Source organism: Bradyrhizobium sp. USDA 241, from assembly GCF_049739505.1.
In the GTDB taxonomy this organism is placed as follows: Bacteria; Pseudomonadota; Alphaproteobacteria; order Rhizobiales; family Xanthobacteraceae; genus Bradyrhizobium; species Bradyrhizobium liaoningense.
The window spans coordinates 167,043-182,310 of the sequence record NZ_JBMGPZ010000004.1; the positions used below are offsets into that span (position 1 = coordinate 167,043).

Consider the following 15,268-nt stretch of genomic DNA (forward strand, 5'->3'; position numbering starts at 1 on the left):
TGTGCGTATCAACGCCCGTTCGTGCGCAGCAATCTCTCGCCGTCCTCCGTCACCGCGATGACCAGCCCCACGCCGGCTATCGTCTCGCGGGCGACGTAGCCGCGATCCGCGGCGTCCTCCCAGATGGTGAGGCGCGGGCAGGAGGTTTTCCAGGTCGCGATCACCTCGGCATAGGCGCGCGGCTCGCGCGCGACCCATTCGACGAAGTCCAGCACCAGCGGATCGGCGTTGCGGCTCATTGCAAACCTCCCTTGTCGAAGGCGGCCAGCACCGGAGTACGAACCAGGAGCCAGCCGCCATAGGCGATGTAGTAGCAGGCAATGGTGGTGATCAGCTTGTTCGACCATGCCAGGAATTGCTGGTCGGTCATGGCTTCGAGGATGCGCCGCGCCAGCGTGGTGCCGAGCATCGAGGCGGCAATCGCAACGCCGGCGAGCACGGGATCGAGGCTCGCCGCCTGGTCGATGATGCCGCCGAAATAGAGGAGCTTGGTGAAATGGCTGACGAGCTGGCACATCGCCTTGGTCGCAACCTTCTCGCGCCGGCCGAAATTGCCGCCGAGGAAGAAGGTGTCGAGCAGCGGGCCGGAGACGCCGGTCATCAGCATCAGGCCCATGCAGATCGTGCCATAGACCGTGCCCTGCCAGAGACGGTCGGGATCGGGCTTGATGTTCGCCGGCAGGAGCCGCGCCATGAACGGCGTGACACCCAGCATCAGCAGCGCGACCGGCTTGTCCGGCACGTAGCGGGTGAGCGACCAGGCCGCGAGCGCGACGGCAGCGCCGACCATATAGTTCGCGACCGGCCGCCAGCGGATATGCGCCCGCCACAGGAAAGCGCGCCAGCCGTTCGAGGCCATCTGCGTGATCGCATGCAGCACCATCGCGGTCGGCAACGGCATCAGGGCCAGCAGCACACCGATCAGGATCAGCCCGCCCGCCATGCCGAACAGCCCGGACAGGAATGCGGTGGCGACCATCAGCAATCCGAGGGCCGCGATCATGAGGGGCGTCACGCGCAGGATCTCCAAGTGCTCGGGTCAGGGGAGCGGGCTGCTGAGGTGAACGTGCCTAGCTTGCCCCTTCTCCGCAAACTGAGTTATCTTGCCCTGGCATCAGCTTTCCTGAGGGTCGGAATTTGCGGCGGTTGCTGTTTCTCAACGGCATCAAGGCGTTCGAGGCGGCGGCGCGGACCGGCAGCTTTGCTGCGGCCGGGCTGGAGCTGAGCGTGTCGGCGGCTGCCGTCAGCCGCATGGTGCATCTGCTCGAAGAGCGGCTCGGCGTCGCGTTGTTCGAGCGCAAGGCCAACCGCCTGGTGCTGACGCAGGCCGGCCGCGCCTATCAGAGCGGGCTGACCCCGATCTTCGATGCGCTGGCGAGCCTCACCGCGCAGGTGACGGCGCCCTCGAGCGTGCGTGTGCTCACCATCGGCGTCGGCCACACCTTTGCGATGCGCTGGCTGATCCCGCGCCTGTCGGAGTTTCGCAGCGAGGAGCCCGACATCGAGGTGCGCTTCACCACCGGCGGCGCGTCGGTGCCGTTCGGCGAGGACTGGAGCTGCGGCATCAAGCTCGGCACCGGCGACTGGCCCGGCCTCGTCGCCGAGCCGCTGTTCGCCGGCGACCTGACGCCGGTCTGCGTGCCCCGCCTCGCGGGCGGCCTGAAGCGGCCGGCCGACCTGAAGGGACCGAGCCTGATCCGCGTCGCGCACTCATCCGAGGACTGGCCGATCTGGCTGAAGGCCGCGGGCGTTGCGCGGATCAACGCGCGGGGGCCCGAGTTCCAGTTCTACGGCCAGGCGCTGCAGGCAGCCGCCGACGGGCTCGGCATCGCCATGGGCATCCGCCCCTATATCGACGACGATCTCGCCGCCGGCCGGCTGGTGGCGCCGTTCGACCTCTCGGTGCCCAAGGGCATGCGCTGGTACCTGCTCTATCGCAGCTTTCAAACCGAGCAGCGCGACTTTGCCGCCTTCCGCCGCTGGATCATGCGCGCGGCCTCGGAACCCGCCGCCCGCCCCCGCCGGATCGGTCGCGCCGGCGCGCGGAACTGAAGTCTTTTCGACAAGCTTGAGCAAAAAAAGCCGCGTCGCTTGTGAACCGCTTCACATTCTGAAACCCGCAATCGTGGTCCCCTGACCCTCCGAAAAAAAAGTGGGACCTACACTCATGACGACCCTTTACGACGGCTTTGACATCGAATCCTTCGAAGCTGGCAAGGGGCTGTGGCACGCGCGGATCCGCCGGGCCGATTTCAGCCCGGTAGCCATCGACGGCGTGCTGTTCCCTGCCATGGAAGTCGGCTTCGCCTGGCCCGATCCCGATGCGGCGATTGCCGATGCCAAGCACCACATCGATCGCTTCCGCCGGCGGGCCGAAGGCGACGACGAATAGCCCAGCGGGTCCGCGGGCGGACCAGAGAAAAAGCGCGCAGGGGGGAACACCGGTCATGTCCATCATCGAAACCGACGCAGCGCGGCCGCGGATCTACACCCGCGCGGTGCTGTCCAACTGCCCGGAATGCGACGGCGATCTCGCGGTGCTCCGCGTGATCGCCGGCCGCGCCGGATGCGAGTACTGGACCATGCGCTGCAGCGATTGCGGCGGCATCCATCTCGACATCCTCGAACCGCATGTCCCGGCCGAAGACGACGGCGGGCCGCTGCCGGCGGCCTGAAGGTCCCGGCCTGCTGCCAACCTGCTGTCAGCAGCGCGCATCGCGACGGGCATTCGCCCTTTATCGCGGGGCGGACTCGTCCCATATTCGGCTGATGGCGAAGAAACCTGCATCCTCCGAAAAGTCCGGCAAATCCCCCAAGACCAAGGCCCCGAACTCGAAGGCTCACCGCCCCGACGTGCAGCCGATCGGGCCGGCGCTGGCCGAGCTGCTCAATCCCGCGATCAATCGCGGCGATGCGGGCCTGGGGTCGGGCACCGGCCTGCAGCCGCCGCCGGACAATTCGCGCGACCGCCGCGCCGGGGGCGAGGCCGCCGCGCATCGCGCGCGCGCTTCGACGCCGAAGGAATTTCCGCAGGATGCCGGCAGCGCGACTCGTGGCTTACCCCCCTCCCCTACCCTCCCCCACAAGGGGGGAGGGAGCGGAGAGACCGGTGGGTTGGAAGAAGCGCCGCAGGCCAATTACGGGACCGCGGCCACGATCCCGACATTCGATCCGGAACTGGCCCGGCAGCTCGGCCTTCCCACCGAGGAGGACGATGCTGAAGCGCTGGCCCGCCCGCCGCGCAGCAAGATGGAGGCGCTCGGCGTCAAGGCCACAGCGGATGCGCTGGATGCGCTGATCCGCGAGGGCCGGCCGGAGTTCCGCAAGGGCGACGGCTCCATGAAGGTGTGGACGCCGCATCGGCCGCCGCGCCCGGAGAAGTCCGAAGGCGGCGTGCGCTTCGAGATCAAGTCGTCCTACGAGCCCAAGGGCGACCAGCCGACCGCGATCGCCGAGCTGGTCGAGGGCATCAATCGCAACGACCGCAGCCAGGTGCTGCTCGGCGTCACCGGCTCGGGCAAGACCTACACCATGGCCAAGGTGATCGAGGCGACGCAGCGCCCGGCCCTGATCCTCGCGCCGAACAAGACGCTGGCCGCCCAGCTCTACGGCGAGTTCAAGAACTTCTTCCCGGACAACGCGGTCGAGTACTTCGTCTCGTATTACGACTATTACCAGCCGGAGGCCTACGTCCCCCGCACCGACACCTATATCGAGAAGGACTCCTCGATCAACGAGCAGATCGACCGCATGCGCCACTCGGCGACGCGCGCGCTGCTGGAGCGCGACGACGTCATCATCGTGGCGTCGGTGTCCTGCATCTACGGTATCGGTTCGGTCGAGACCTACACCGCGATGACGTTCGCGCTGAAGAAGGGCGAGCGCATCGACCAGCGCCAGCTCATTGCAGACCTCGTCGCGCTGCAATACAAGCGCACCCAGGCCGATTTCACCCGCGGCACGTTCCGTGTCCGCGGCGACGTCATCGACATCTTCCCGGCGCACTATGAAGACCGCGCCTGGCGCGTGAACCTGTTCGGCGACACCATCGAGACCATCGAGGAGTTCGACCCGCTCACCGGCCACAAGCAGGACGAGCTCGAATTCATCAAGATGTACGCCAATTCGCACTATGTGACGCCGCGCCCGACGCTGGTGCAGGCGATCAAGTCGATCAAGTCGGAGCTGAAGCAGCGGCTCGACCAGCTGCACGACCAGGGCCGCCTGCTCGAGGCGCAGCGGCTGGAGCAGCGCACCACCTTCGACCTCGAAATGATGGAAGCGACCGGAAGCTGCGCCGGCATCGAGAACTATTCGCGCTATCTCACGGGACGCCGCCCCGGCGAGCCGCCGCCGACGCTGTTCGAATACGTCCCCGACAACGCGCTGATCTTCGCCGACGAGAGCCACGTCACCATTCCGCAGATCGGCGCCATGTTCCGCGGCGACTTCCGCCGCAAGGCGACGCTGGCGGAATACGGCTTCCGCCTGCCCTCCTGCATGGACAACCGCCCGCTGCGCTTCGAGGAGTGGGACATGATGCGACCGCAGACCGTCGCCGTCTCCGCCACGCCCGGCAGCTGGGAGCTGAATGAGAGCGGCGGCGTGTTCGTCGAGCAGGTCATTCGCCCGACGGGCCTGATCGATCCGCCCGTCGACATCCGCCCGGCGCGAACGCAGGTGGACGATCTCGTCGGCGAGGTGCGCGCCACCGCGCAGGCCGGCTATCGCTCGCTGATCACGGTGCTGACCAAGCGCATGGCCGAGGACCTCACCGAATATCTGCACGAGCAGGGCATCCGCGTCCGCTACATGCACTCGGACATCGACACCATCGAGCGCATCGAGATCATCCGCGACCTGCGCCTCGGCGCGTTCGATGCGCTGGTCGGCATCAACCTGCTGCGCGAGGGTCTCGACATTCCCGAGTGCGCCCTGGTCGCGATCCTCGACGCCGACAAGGAAGGTTTTTTGCGCAGTGAAACGTCCTTGATCCAGACCATCGGCCGCGCCGCGCGCAACGTCGACGGCAAGGTGATCCTCTATGCCGACCAGATGACCGGCTCGATGGAGCGCGCCATCGCCGAGACCAACCGCCGCCGCGAGAAGCAGGTCGAGTACAACACTGCCAACGGCATCACGCCGGAGAGCGTGAAGAAGCAAATCGGCGACATCCTCAACTCGGTCTACGAGCGCGACCACGTGCTGGTCGAGGTCGGCGGCCACGACATGACCGACGACGTCATCTCGATCGGCCACAATTTCGAAGCCGTGCTCGCCGATCTGGAAACGCGGATGCGCGAGGCCGCGGCCGACCTGAACTTCGAGGAAGCCGCCCGCCTGCGCGACGAGGTCAAGCGCCTGCGCGCGACAGAGCTCGCCGTGGTCGACGACCCCACCGCCAAACAGCGAACTGTTGCGGGCAAGGCTGGCGCCTATGCCGGCAGCAAGAAGTACGGCGACGCCGCCAACTTGCCGGTCAGTGCGATGAAGAAGAAGACCGTGAGCTCCGCGCTGAAAGCCAGCGGCGGCGGCAGCGGCTCGAAAGTGCACAAGCCGCATCTCGACGAGATGCACGGCCCGGAATCCCTGCCCTACCGCGAGAGCCGCGCGCTCCCGTCAAAACCGTTCGGCAGCACCAGCCGGATCATCCAGCCCACGGACTCAAGGCAGTCGGGTCCAGAGTTCGGACCGGCGCCGAAATCGACGGGCGGGATGCCGGGGCGACGGGGCGGGTGGAAGAAGAGGTAGGCGCAACCGCGCGAGTGGTGGCGATGGATTCCGGGCCCGCTGCTTCGCAGCGCCCCGGAATGACAGGGAGTTACAACCTCCCTTGCCCGTTCACCTGGCTCTGCTGCCGCTGCCTCTCCTGTTCCTTAGCGTGGTGCCGGCCGTAGAGGCAGCCGGCGGCGGCACCCAGGACGCCGTGATGGCCGGCATAGTGGCCAGCGACACCGCCGACGATGGCGCCCTTGATGCAGCCCTTGGCGCTGGCGGCGGAGGTCGCGCTGAGCACGAGCAGCGCGGCCGCGACGAGCGTTTTCATGGATCGATACTCCGGATGGATGTCGGCAACCCAACGGGCCCGAACACGTCGCGGTTCCATGCGCCTGCCCCGCCGTGACGTTGCGCATTGCGCCATGCGTGCCACGCAACACGATGGGCGGGAATTCCTGCATACCGCAATTCAACCCGCAATTGCATGCCATGAACCAGGCATGGCGCTCGCGCGTCATATCGTCTGCAACGTCCCTGTGACCTTGCGGATTGCCGGTGCGCGCGACCGCGCCTTGGCGCTGCGCGGCGGCACGGGCCAAACGAGGACGGGCAGGATGACGGTCGAGAAGCTGAATCGCCAACGCATCGTGCACCTGCTCGAGGCCTTCGCGCGCGGCGACATCGAGACGGCGCTGTCCTGCTGCACCGAGGACGTCGACTTCCTCACCCACGCGCCGACCGACGTGCTGCCGCACATGGTGCCGCGCCACGGCAAGCAAGAGCTGCGCGAGCTCTGGCAGACGGTCTGGTCGCGCTATTCGGAAATCCGCTACAAGGCGCCGCACATCCTCGCCGAAGGCGAGGCGGTCGCGACCTACATGCAGGCCTATTTCAGGAAGCGCAGCAACGACCGCATCGTGCAGTTCGACATGGCGGTGTTCTACACCTTCCGCGGCGGGCTGGTGGCGGAGATCCGCGAGATCATCGATTCCTACGACCTGGTGCAGCAGGTGCTGGAGCGGGAGATCGGGCCGCTGATCACGGCGGCGCGAAGGGATTGATGCTTCTCCCCTCCGCCTGGAACCCGCATCGGGCTCGCGTACGGACCCGGAAGATTATGGGGTTCTGTTGGAAATCTCACAAAATCCGTTCAATGGTGCATTGCAAAAATGTGAATTGCGTTTTGGCCGAAACCGCTTATTTTATTCGTATACAAACGAGTTGAGCCCCGGCACAGACTGTGCGTGGGGTTGTTTTCCGTTTCTTTCGCAAGCCAGCTTCAGGACTGCCCAAAATGACAGAGCACAGCCTCTGGCGTTTCTCGCGCGCGTTGCACCGCGCGATCAACGACCGGCATTTCGAGGACATCGAAGCGCTCATCGACGAGGACGTCGAATGGGCGCTCTATGGCCCGATCGACATGTTTCCGTTCCTCGGCGCGCGCCAGGGCAAGGAGGCCGTGCTCGACGTCATCCGCCAGTTCGCCGACAATTTCCACGTTCGCCGCTTCGACCGCGAGAGCATCATGCTCGGCGTCGATTCCGCCGCCTCGATGCTGCGCTATTCGCTGACCGCTCTGGATTCCAACAAGCCGATCAGCTTGCGCGTGGCGAAGTTCGCCCAGTTCAGGGCGGGCAAGCTCGTCAGCATGCGCGTGCTGATCGACACTTTTGATCTGGTCGAGCAGGCACTCGGCCGCGCCATTCATCTGCCGAAGATGACCAGCGTCGGCTGAGGGGGACGCCAACGGGCCCCGCTTGTCGGGACCGACGACAAGGCTACCGCGACGTCCTGGCCTCCAGCCCCGCCGGATGCCGTTGCATCAAAAGCTCGTCGTCGGGCGCGCGCGGTTCGCGCGGCCCGTTGGTTCGCGTCCCCTTTGGAGAACCGCCACAATTCCGCAACGATGGATCAGCATCCTGTGAGCGGAATGGCGCATGGCCGAACGCCGATGTATATTGTCGGCAAGCATGCGTTGGGGTTCGCGGGCAGGACGATGGAATTCTCGACAGGGTTTGGCTGGACCAGGCTGCCGGTGCTGGCGGCCGCATTCATTCTGGGCTCGGTGCTGACGGTCTCGGCGCAGATCATTCCGCCGGTCGCAGCAGTGCCCGACGAGGAGGCCGAGACCGAGGCCGCCGAGACCCCCGACGTCAACGACCCCGACGTGCTCAAGGGCATCGACGTCGACAAGCTCGATTGGAGCCAGCTCGCGGTCGATGCCGGGACCGGTATCGACCCCATGGCCGCCAAGAAGCGCGCCCAGGCCGCAGCCAGGGACGGCCTGGACTGGTCCTCGAACCCCAATGCAAACGGCTCCTCGGCCGTGACCGTGAAGCAGTCCGTGTTCTCGTTCTGGGATACGCGGATCGGCGCCGACATGACGGTGACGAGCGAGCCGCGGACGATGTCCGAGCTGCTGGCGCAAAAGGCCACCAATGGCGGCAGCCTGCCGCAATCCTCCGGCAGTGCCTGGGCCACCGCGACCGCGCCGGGCGCGGGCTCGCTCTGGGACAAGACCGCCGTGGAAGCCCGGGTCGATCCCGGTGCCGAGCACAGCAAGATCGGGGCATCGCTGACCAAGTCGGTGCCGCTGTCGGGCGACACCTCGCTGACGCTCCAGAACGGCTACAGCGTCAACCAGCAGGGCACCACCGCGGTCCCCGGCATCGGCGGACATGTCACGCGCAATTACGAGACCGACCAGACCGCCAAGGTCACCCTCACCGACACCGGCACCAGCATCACCGCCGGCCAGACGCTGTCGACCACCGACGACAAATGGCTGCGCAGATTCGGCGCCGAACAGAAGCTGTTCGACAACGTCACCGTCTCCGGCTCGGTCGGCGAGACCTCGCAAGGCGCGATCAACAAGAGCGTGACGGCAGGGTTCAAAAAGAGCTGGTGAGCCCTTCGCCCCTCCCCACGTGCGGCAGGGCTATCGCACATTAGACGTGGCTATGGGCACCGACTGTGTCCACGGCGTCATGGCCGGGCTTGTCCCGGCCATCCACGCCTTTCCACGCAGCACAAAGAACGTGGATGCCCGGGACAAGCCCGGGCATGACGACCTCTGCAAGATTCAAATGCGATTCCCTGCCGCCTGCGGGGAGAGGGCCATCACCGCGATAGCGTTCATACTCTCCTAACCATGCGCCACGGCAAAACCCCTGAATCGCCCCCCCTTGCCGCATCTCGGCCCATTTGCGGCCAAATTCGGACGCCTTGATGAGGCAGCCTCACAGACGTCGTCGTGCGGGGGACACTCGCGCTGCGCTCAACGCGAACAGGGGAATAACGATGAACGCCACCCGTCCCGAAAAGATCGAAGCCACCGAGACCGAGACGGTCGACACCAACCTCGCCGCCGTGACCGAGGTCGAAGCCGGCATCCGCGATTTCGTCCGCAACGACATCGCTTATCTGCGCCGCCCGGCCGCGACCACCACGGACGCGCCGCCGCTCGACCCGAGCGCGGAAGCCACCGTCAACAACGTGAACTCGCTGATCCAGCGCGTCGCCGGCACGTCGCTCGCCGAGATCGAGAACTTGATCTCCGAGCTCGAGAGCCTGCGCGACCTGCTCCACGCCGAAGGCCAGCGCGTCCAGCGCGAGATCTCCGGCTACGCCCAGCTCAGCCAGGCCGCGATGAAGTCGACCCGCATGATCGCCGACAACGTCGCGCAGTGGAAGCGCGCCGCCGACGGCCTGCGCAACAGCTGATCGCTGGACCGACGCATCATTGGCCGCCGCGTTCCCGAAAGGGAGCGCGGCGGTTTTGATTCAGGGGGTGCGATCTCCCCAACGAAGGTGTCGTCGCCCGACTTGATCGGACGATCCAGTACTCCGGGACGGTGAAGCAAGAGCCGAGAGGCCGCGGCGTACTGGATGCCCCGGTCAAGCCGGGGCATGACTGTGGAGGGTGGACATGGCAGCGCGGCAGTGAACACGCGGTCACGCGGCCCGACACAGCCCCACCTTTGAACCCTCCACCCCGCTCCGGCGACAAACGCCAAGCGCTCGTGGCCGTTTTGGCCGAGGCCTGGGGACACGTCATGGAAAGCATTCGGCCCGACAACACGGACCCTATATCGCTGCAGCCCGCGCCCAATCAGCTCGGCATCATCATGCTGCGCTTTGTCGGATTGCTGGCGGTTGCGATCGCGGTACTGGCGTTCGTCTACAGCCGCTGACAGAGGGCCGGACGCCGGCCCCCTAAAGCGCGATGCGATTCGGATGAAGCGTCATCGCGCTCCAGATTGTCGTTTAAGCAGATCGTTCCTGAAACCGCTGCGCGCTTTTCGCGATCATGCTTCAGAAATCAACGACCCCTTATCGGGAGGCCTCCACGGTCGAGGCGTCGAGGGTGTAGCCGCCATCGGCATAGCCCTTCACCACCATGCCGGCGACCAGCATCACGGCGAGCGTCGCGGTCGCGAAGATGAATCCAACGAATTTGAGTGCGCCGCGGTCTGCCATGGTCCTCGTCCCCTGTCCTCTGCCAATTCGTTTCAAATAGACAGCGACAGGTTCATAATTAGTTAGCAACTCACTGGTTCCGCCAAACTGCTCGCGGTAACCATGTTGCGCAGGCTTATGGCAGCCACCCGGAATCGCGTCCATAGCGCGCGGGCAACACTCGCGCACTCATTTGCACGTTCATTCTGGAACGAGTCTAAGCGCTGTTCGCACGCGTCGACACGAACGCGCTGGCGGTGATGGAATAGACTTCCTCGCCGCGCTGGTTGGTGCCGGTGGTCCGGGCCGTCAGAATGCCCCAGCCGGGGCGCGAGGCGGAGGTGCGCTTGTCGACGACGACATTGACGAAAGCAACGGTGTCGCCGGCGAGCACGGGCCTGATCCAGCGCAGGTCGCGAAAGCCAGGCGACGGGCCCCACACCGCGACCTCCTCGCCGCGCGAAGCGGCTTCCCGCGCCAGACGCTGGCCGTCGGCGACAAGCAGGCTCATGCAGGCCGAGCCGACATGCCAGCCGGAGGCGGCGAGCCCGCCGAACAGCGAGTTCTTGCCTTCCTCCTCGTCGAGGTGAAAACGCTGCGGATCGAACTTTGCGGCGAACGTCTTGATGGCCTCGGCCGTGAACGTATAGCTGCCGATCTCGCGGCGCTGTCCGATCGCGATGTCTTCGAAGAACCGCATCAGGCCGCTCCCTCGCCCCGCTTGATCAGGATCGGCGAGGTCATCTCGGCGAGGGCCTGCCCCGCCGCGTTGCGCACGGTGCATTTGAACTTGACGATGCCGAGCTCCGGTCGGCTCCTCGAGGCGCGCGCCTCCACCACGTCGACGTCGAGCATGAGATCGTCGCCGGGTCGAAGCGGCGACAGCCAGCGCACCTCATCCACGCCGGGCGAGCCCAGCGATGCGGCGCGGGTGATGAAGCCGTCGGCCATCATCCGCATCATCAGCGAGCACAGGTGCCAGCCCGAGCCGGACAGGCCGCGCAGCATGCTTTTCGCCGCCGCCTCCTCGTCCAGGTGCATCGGCTGCGGATCGAACTCGGCGGCAAAGGCCAATATCTCGTCGCGGGTGACATGGCGCGGGCCGAACGTTCCGAACCGGCCGGGCGGAAAATCTTCGAAGGTCAGGGTCATCTTGGGATTGGTTGGCGGAAATGACCGATTGTGGCCGCACTTTGCGGCAATCTCAACCCGCCGGCCCGCATGGCTCGTGCTACATATGGGGTGTCGGCATTGATCCTGAGTCGGATCTACCGACGGCCGAGGCCTGATTTGCCCCTGGGGAGAGCGATGTTTTCATTCAGCGACCTGTTTCAATGGGACCGCTTCATCACGCCGACGATCATCAAGACCTTCTACTGGCTGGTGATCGCGCTGATCTGCCTGTTCGGCCTCTCCGGCATCTTCTCTGGCCTGGCCGCGATGGCGATCAGCCCGTTCGGCGGTTTCCTGGTGCTGCTCTCCTCGATCGCCAGCGTCGTGGTCGGCATCGTGTTCTCGCGCATCGTCGCGGAGCTGATCCTGATCGTCTTCCGCATCAACGAGCATCTCGGCGCGATCCGTGACCAGGGCGGCGGGATACGATAGCCCGTCATTCCGGGGCGCTCGCAGCGTGAACCCGGAATCCATCGGGCCTCAGAACAAGTGGATGAATGGATTCCGGGTTCGCGCCAAGAGGCGCGGCCCGGAATGACAGCTGTGGCCTACGTATTGAACCTGAAATGCATCACGTCGCCGTCGGCGACGACGTATTCCTTGCCTTCGAGGCGGAGCTTGCCGGCATCGCGCGCGCCGGCTTCGCCGCCGAACGCGACGTAGTCCTCATACGCGATGGTCTCGGCGCGGATGAAGCCCTTCTCGAAGTCGGTATGGATCACGCCGGCCGCGGCCGGCGCCTTGGTGCCGCGATGGATGGTCCAGGCGCGCGCTTCCTTCGGGCCCACGGTGAAGTAGGTGATGAGGTCGAGTAGCCGGTAGCCGGCGCGGATCAGGCGATCGAGGCCGGCTTCCTCCAGCCCCAGCGTCTCCAGGAACTCCGCACGCTCCTCGCGGGAAATGGTGGCGATCTCGGATTCGATCTTCGCCGAGATGACGACGGCAACCGCGCCTTCCTTTGCCGCCTGCTCCTCGACCGCCTTGGAGAAGGCGTTGCCCGTCGCGGCCGAGCCTTCCTCGACGTTGCAGACATAGAGCACGGGCTTGGACGACAGCAGGCCGAGCATGGAGAAGGTGCGCTCCTCCTCGGGCTTGCGCTCGACGAGGCGCGCGGGCTTGCCCTCGCGCAGCAGCACCAGGGTGCGGTTGACGAGGTCGAGCTGCTCCTTGGCGTCCTTGTCGTTGCCCTTGGCTTTCTTGGTGAGATTGTCGACGCGCTTCTCGAGGCTGTCGAGATCGGCGAGCATCAGCTCGGTCTCGATGGTCTCGATGTCGGCGAGCGGGGCGATCTTGCCCTCGACATGGGTGATGTCGGAGTCTTCAAAGCAGCGCACCACATGCGCGATGGCGTCGACCTCGCGGATATTGGCGAGGAACTGGTTGCCGAGGCCTTCGCCCTTGGAAGCGCCGCGCACGAGGCCCGCGATGTCGACAAAGGTCAGCCGCGTCGGAATGATCTGTCCTGACTTGGCGATGGCGGCGAGCTTCTCCAGCCGCGGATCGGGCACGGCGACCTCGCCGACATTCGGCTCGATGGTGCAGAACGGATAGTTCGCGGCCTGCGCCGCGGCCGTCTCGGTCAGCGCATTGAACAAGGTCGACTTGCCGACATTGGGCAATCCGACGATCCCGCATTTGAATCCCATGGTATCCTCTATCCGTATTCGTCATGGCCGGGCTCGTCCCGGCCATCCACGCCTTGACGCGCGGAACGAAGAACGTGGATGCCCGGAACAAGTCCGGGCACGACGGAGAAAACGGCAACCCTATTCCTTGCCGTTGTCGTCCTTGGTCAAAAAACCCTTCGCCTGCATGGCGAGATGCACCCTGTTGGCGAAGGTCGCGTCCGTGCCCTTGGCAAGCAGCGCGGCGTGGTCGGCGACGGCGTCGCAGAGCGTCGCCACCCATTCGTTGTCGGCCTTGGCGAAATCCGACAGCACGTGGCCGTGCACCAGTTCCTTGACGCCGGGATGACCGATGCCGAGCCGCACCCGACGGTAGTCGTTGCCGATATGCGCCGAGATCGAGCGCAGGCCATTGTGGCCGGCGATGCCGCCGCCGATCTTCACCCGCACCTTGCCCGGCGGCAGCTCGAGCTCGTCATGGAACACGGTGACGTCGCCTGGCGCGATCTTGAAGAAGCCTGCCGCCTCCTGAACGCTGCGGCCGGACTCGTTCATGTAGGTCGTGGGCTTGAGCAGGATCACGCGCTCAGACCCGAGCGTGCCTTCCGAGGTCTCGCCCTGAAAGCGGCGGCGCCATGGTGCGAAACCATGACGCCGCGCGATCTCGTCGACGGCCATGAAGCCGATATTGTGCCGGTTGCGTGCGTATTTCGCGCCGGGATTGCCGAGCCCAACAAAGAGTCGCATGACGCGGCGCGCCCCTCGCTCGGCGCGCGATCAAGGACCGCGCGCCAGCCTTGAGAGATTACTTCTTCTTGTCGCCGCCGGCGGGAGCCTTGGCAGCCGCCGCCGGAGCAGCAGCAGCCGGAGCAGCCGCACCAGCCGCCGGAGCCGCCGCAGCGCCCGGAGCCGCGCCACCGGCAGCCGCCGCAGCCGCGGCCTTCTGCTCTTCGGCGTAGCCGGACGGCGGCACGATGGTGACGAGGGTCGCGTCCTCGCGGGTCAGCGCCTTCACGCCGGCCGGCAGCTTGACGTCCGACAGATGCAGCGAGTGACCGATTTCGAGCGAGCCGACATCGGCCTCGATGTACTGCGGAATGCTCTCGACGCCGCATTCGAGCTCGATCGCATGGGCGACGATGTTGACGGTGCCGCCGCGCTTCACGCCCGGCGAGCCTTCCGCCTTCACCACGTGCAAGGGCACGCTGATGCGGATGGTGGCGCCTTCGCCGAGCCGCATGAAGTCGACATGGATCGGGAAATCCTTGACCGGATCGAGGTGGTAGTCGCGCGGAATCACGCGGTGCTTCTTGCCCTCGAGGTCGATGTCGACCAGCGTGGTCAGGAACCGGCCGGCGAGGATGCGCTGGCGCAGCTCACGATCTTCGATCGAGATCGTCACCGGGGGCTGGTTGTTGCCGTAGATCACTCCGGGCACTCTGCCGGCGCGACGCTCAGCCCGGGCGGCCCCCTTGCCGCTCTTCGGACGTGCGGTCGCCTTCAATTCCTTGACGGTCGTCGCCATGTCGTTAAGTCCTTGTTTTTGCAAAAGTTAATGGGCCGCAGCGCGGCCCATGGCATCATCCGCAGCAAGCCTCCAGGGGTGCGGGGGCCGCGAACGTGGCGGGCTTTTACCCGGAAGACGCGGAAATGACAAGGAGAATGGGCTGGCGGGAACGGGTTCTTACCCTCCCCTGGAGGGGGAGGGTCGGCTCACATTGAGCGCAGCGAAATGTGAGACGGGCTGGGGTGATCTCTCCCACGGGCACTGTTCAACGCGGAGAGACCGTCACCCCAACCCCGCTCGCGCTACGCGCGATCGACCCTCCCCCTCCAGGGGAGGGTAGGAGTACCCTACCCGCCGAGCTTGGCCTCCAGCGCTGCAATCCTTGCCTTCAGCGCCTCGTTCTCCTCGCGCGCGAGGCGCGCCATGTCCTTGACCACCTCGAACTCCTCGCGCTTGACGAGGTCCATGTCGCGCAGGAATTTTTCCGCCTGGGTGCGCATCACGGTGTCGAACTCGCGCTTGACGCCCTGGGCGGCACCGGCGGCGTCGTTCATCAGGCGGCCGATCTCGTCGAACAACCGGTTGCTGGTCTGGGTCATTTCGGCCTCCGATAAACTTTGCGCGAACTCTCGAAAAGACAATGGCAATCCGCATCGAACGGTTCAAGGGCCGATCGCTGGTATCCTTGTCATGAACCGGTTTCCTTGCAATCGTATTCAACGTGCCTGCATAAGAAGAATCACGCGGCGCCCGCTGCTGGTGCTCCGTCGCCGCAATCTCGTCCAGA

General features: G+C 65.7%; 20 protein-coding genes. 10 read left to right on the forward strand and 10 right to left on the reverse strand.

The window, feature by feature from the left end; all coding sequences use genetic code 11:
- Positions 1-8: 8 nt before the first annotated feature.
- Both ABIF91_RS10460 and ABIF91_RS10465 read right to left on the reverse strand, forming a co-directional pair.
- Positions 9-239 carry a hypothetical protein gene (locus ABIF91_RS10460; protein ID WP_028176669.1) on the reverse strand — a complete coding sequence of 77 codons (231 nt, stop codon included), beginning with the start codon at positions 237-239 and terminating at the stop codon, positions 9-11.
- Positions 236-1,015, reverse strand: coding sequence for a sulfite exporter TauE/SafE family protein (locus tag ABIF91_RS10465; protein ID WP_028176668.1), 780 nt, complete (start codon positions 1,013-1,015; stop codon positions 236-238). The genes ABIF91_RS10460 and ABIF91_RS10465 overlap by 4 nt, the downstream gene beginning before the upstream one ends.
- 122 nt (positions 1,016-1,137) lie before the next feature.
- Here ABIF91_RS10465 and ABIF91_RS10470 point away from each other — a divergent pair, with 122 nt between their 5' ends.
- The 4 genes from ABIF91_RS10470 to uvrB all read left to right on the forward strand — a co-directional run bounded on the left by ABIF91_RS10470 (position 1,138) and on the right by uvrB (position 5,751).
- A complete protein-coding gene (locus tag ABIF91_RS10470; protein ID WP_028176667.1) occupies positions 1,138-2,052 on the forward strand; it encodes a LysR substrate-binding domain-containing protein in 915 nt (304 codons plus the stop codon).
- 115 nt (positions 2,053-2,167) lie between these two features.
- Entirely contained in the window at positions 2,168-2,392 is a 225-nt protein-coding gene (locus ABIF91_RS10475) for a hypothetical protein (RefSeq protein WP_028176666.1), read from the forward strand.
- Between the two features lie 55 nt (positions 2,393-2,447).
- Positions 2,448-2,675 carry a hypothetical protein gene (locus ABIF91_RS10480; RefSeq protein WP_028176665.1) on the forward strand — a complete coding sequence of 76 codons (228 nt, stop codon included), beginning with the start codon at positions 2,448-2,450 and terminating at the stop codon, positions 2,673-2,675.
- Positions 2,676-2,769: 94 nt separating this feature from the next.
- Entirely contained in the window at positions 2,770-5,751 is a 2,982-nt protein-coding gene (gene uvrB / locus ABIF91_RS10485; RefSeq protein ID WP_080659856.1) for an excinuclease ABC subunit UvrB, read from the forward strand.
- A gap of 70 nt (positions 5,752-5,821) precedes the next feature.
- On the opposite strand, the gene ABIF91_RS10490 is transcribed toward uvrB, so the two are convergent.
- Positions 5,822-6,046: a hypothetical protein gene (locus tag ABIF91_RS10490; protein ID WP_028176664.1), complete on the reverse strand. Its 225-nt coding sequence runs from the start codon at positions 6,044-6,046 to the stop codon at positions 5,822-5,824.
- 172 nt (positions 6,047-6,218) lie between these two features.
- Here ABIF91_RS10490 and ABIF91_RS10495 point away from each other — a divergent pair, with 172 nt between their 5' ends.
- From ABIF91_RS10495 to ABIF91_RS10515, 5 genes are all read left to right on the forward strand, one after another.
- A complete protein-coding gene (locus tag ABIF91_RS10495; protein ID WP_244430152.1) occupies positions 6,219-6,779 on the forward strand; it encodes a nuclear transport factor 2 family protein in 561 nt (186 codons plus the stop codon).
- A gap of 233 nt (positions 6,780-7,012) precedes the next feature.
- Positions 7,013-7,453: a nuclear transport factor 2 family protein gene (locus ABIF91_RS10500; RefSeq protein ID WP_028176662.1), complete on the forward strand. Its 441-nt coding sequence runs from the start codon at positions 7,013-7,015 to the stop codon at positions 7,451-7,453.
- A gap of 261 nt (positions 7,454-7,714) precedes the next feature.
- Positions 7,715-8,626: a hypothetical protein gene (locus ABIF91_RS10505; RefSeq protein ID WP_028176661.1), complete on the forward strand. Its 912-nt coding sequence runs from the start codon at positions 7,715-7,717 to the stop codon at positions 8,624-8,626.
- Positions 8,627-9,018: 392 nt separating this feature from the next.
- A complete protein-coding gene (locus ABIF91_RS10510) occupies positions 9,019-9,441 on the forward strand; it encodes a hypothetical protein (RefSeq protein WP_028176660.1) in 423 nt (140 codons plus the stop codon).
- Positions 9,442-9,773: 332 nt separating this feature from the next.
- Positions 9,774-9,911, forward strand: coding sequence for a hypothetical protein (locus ABIF91_RS10515; protein ID WP_162832044.1), 138 nt, complete (start codon positions 9,774-9,776; stop codon positions 9,909-9,911).
- Between the two features lie 139 nt (positions 9,912-10,050).
- Here ABIF91_RS10515 and ABIF91_RS10520 read toward each other — a convergent pair whose 3' ends face one another.
- From ABIF91_RS10520 to ABIF91_RS10530, 3 genes are all read right to left on the reverse strand, one after another.
- Positions 10,051-10,197 (reverse strand): hypothetical protein, encoded by a 147-nt coding sequence (locus ABIF91_RS10520; protein WP_028176659.1) that lies wholly within the window; start codon positions 10,195-10,197, stop codon positions 10,051-10,053.
- A 196-nt stretch (positions 10,198-10,393) separates the two neighbouring features.
- A complete protein-coding gene (locus tag ABIF91_RS10525) occupies positions 10,394-10,876 on the reverse strand; it encodes a MaoC family dehydratase (RefSeq protein WP_028176658.1) in 483 nt (160 codons plus the stop codon).
- Positions 10,876-11,328, reverse strand: a complete 453-nt coding sequence (locus ABIF91_RS10530) for a MaoC family dehydratase (RefSeq protein WP_028176657.1) — start codon at positions 11,326-11,328, stop codon at positions 10,876-10,878. The genes ABIF91_RS10525 and ABIF91_RS10530 overlap by 1 nt, the downstream gene beginning before the upstream one ends.
- A 156-nt stretch (positions 11,329-11,484) precedes the next feature.
- Here ABIF91_RS10530 and ABIF91_RS10535 point away from each other — a divergent pair, with 156 nt between their 5' ends.
- Complete coding sequence (locus tag ABIF91_RS10535) at positions 11,485-11,781, forward strand: DUF4282 domain-containing protein (protein ID WP_028176656.1); 297 nt, start codon at positions 11,485-11,487, stop codon at positions 11,779-11,781.
- A gap of 116 nt (positions 11,782-11,897) precedes the next feature.
- Here the strand turns inward: ABIF91_RS10535 and ychF are convergent, their stop codons facing one another.
- The 4 genes from ychF to ABIF91_RS10555 form a co-directional block, all read right to left on the reverse strand.
- Entirely contained in the window at positions 11,898-12,995 is a 1,098-nt protein-coding gene (gene ychF / locus ABIF91_RS10540) for a redox-regulated ATPase YchF (RefSeq protein ID WP_035677214.1), read from the reverse strand.
- Between the two features lie 120 nt (positions 12,996-13,115).
- Positions 13,116-13,721, reverse strand: a complete 606-nt coding sequence (pth, locus tag ABIF91_RS10545) for an aminoacyl-tRNA hydrolase (RefSeq protein WP_028176654.1) — start codon at positions 13,719-13,721, stop codon at positions 13,116-13,118.
- A gap of 58 nt (positions 13,722-13,779) precedes the next feature.
- On the reverse strand, positions 13,780-14,499 hold the full coding sequence (locus ABIF91_RS10550; RefSeq protein ID WP_028176653.1) for a 50S ribosomal protein L25/general stress protein Ctc: 720 nt from the start codon (positions 14,497-14,499) through the stop codon (positions 13,780-13,782).
- A 329-nt stretch (positions 14,500-14,828) separates the two neighbouring features.
- On the reverse strand, positions 14,829-15,080 hold the full coding sequence (locus ABIF91_RS10555) for an accessory factor UbiK family protein (RefSeq protein ID WP_028176652.1): 252 nt from the start codon (positions 15,078-15,080) through the stop codon (positions 14,829-14,831).
- Between the last annotated feature and the right edge of the window lie 188 nt (positions 15,081-15,268).

Coding starts and splice junctions, on each gene's coding strand:
- ABIF91_RS10480 (WP_028176665.1), top strand. CDS start 2,448: ATGTCCATCATCGAAACCGACGCAGCGCGGCCGCGGATCTACACCCGC.
- ABIF91_RS10535 (WP_028176656.1), top strand. CDS start 11,485: ATGTTTTCATTCAGCGACCTGTTTCAATGGGACCGCTTCATCACGCCG.
- ABIF91_RS10525 (WP_028176658.1), bottom strand. CDS start 10,876: ATGCGGTTCTTCGAAGACATCGCGATCGGACAGCGCCGCGAGATCGGC.
- ABIF91_RS10505 (WP_028176661.1), top strand. CDS start 7,715: ATGGAATTCTCGACAGGGTTTGGCTGGACCAGGCTGCCGGTGCTGGCG.
- ABIF91_RS10495 (WP_244430152.1), top strand. CDS start 6,219: ATGGCGCTCGCGCGTCATATCGTCTGCAACGTCCCTGTGACCTTGCGG.
- pth (WP_028176654.1), bottom strand. CDS start 13,721: ATGCGACTCTTTGTTGGGCTCGGCAATCCCGGCGCGAAATACGCACGC.
- ABIF91_RS10555 (WP_028176652.1), bottom strand. CDS start 15,080: ATGACCCAGACCAGCAACCGGTTGTTCGACGAGATCGGCCGCCTGATG.
- ABIF91_RS10520 (WP_028176659.1), bottom strand. CDS start 10,197: ATGGCAGACCGCGGCGCACTCAAATTCGTTGGATTCATCTTCGCGACC.
- ABIF91_RS10550 (WP_028176653.1), bottom strand. CDS start 14,499: ATGGCGACGACCGTCAAGGAATTGAAGGCGACCGCACGTCCGAAGAGC.
- ABIF91_RS10475 (WP_028176666.1), top strand. CDS start 2,168: ATGACGACCCTTTACGACGGCTTTGACATCGAATCCTTCGAAGCTGGC.
- ABIF91_RS10530 (WP_028176657.1), bottom strand. CDS start 11,328: ATGACCCTGACCTTCGAAGATTTTCCGCCCGGCCGGTTCGGAACGTTC.
- ABIF91_RS10460 (WP_028176669.1), bottom strand. CDS start 239: ATGAGCCGCAACGCCGATCCGCTGGTGCTGGACTTCGTCGAATGGGTC.
- ABIF91_RS10500 (WP_028176662.1), top strand. CDS start 7,013: ATGACAGAGCACAGCCTCTGGCGTTTCTCGCGCGCGTTGCACCGCGCG.
- ychF (WP_035677214.1), bottom strand. CDS start 12,995: ATGGGATTCAAATGCGGGATCGTCGGATTGCCCAATGTCGGCAAGTCG.
- uvrB (WP_080659856.1), top strand. CDS start 2,770: ATGGCGAAGAAACCTGCATCCTCCGAAAAGTCCGGCAAATCCCCCAAG.
- ABIF91_RS10510 (WP_028176660.1), top strand. CDS start 9,019: ATGAACGCCACCCGTCCCGAAAAGATCGAAGCCACCGAGACCGAGACG.
- ABIF91_RS10490 (WP_028176664.1), bottom strand. CDS start 6,046: ATGAAAACGCTCGTCGCGGCCGCGCTGCTCGTGCTCAGCGCGACCTCC.
- ABIF91_RS10515 (WP_162832044.1), top strand. CDS start 9,774: ATGGAAAGCATTCGGCCCGACAACACGGACCCTATATCGCTGCAGCCC.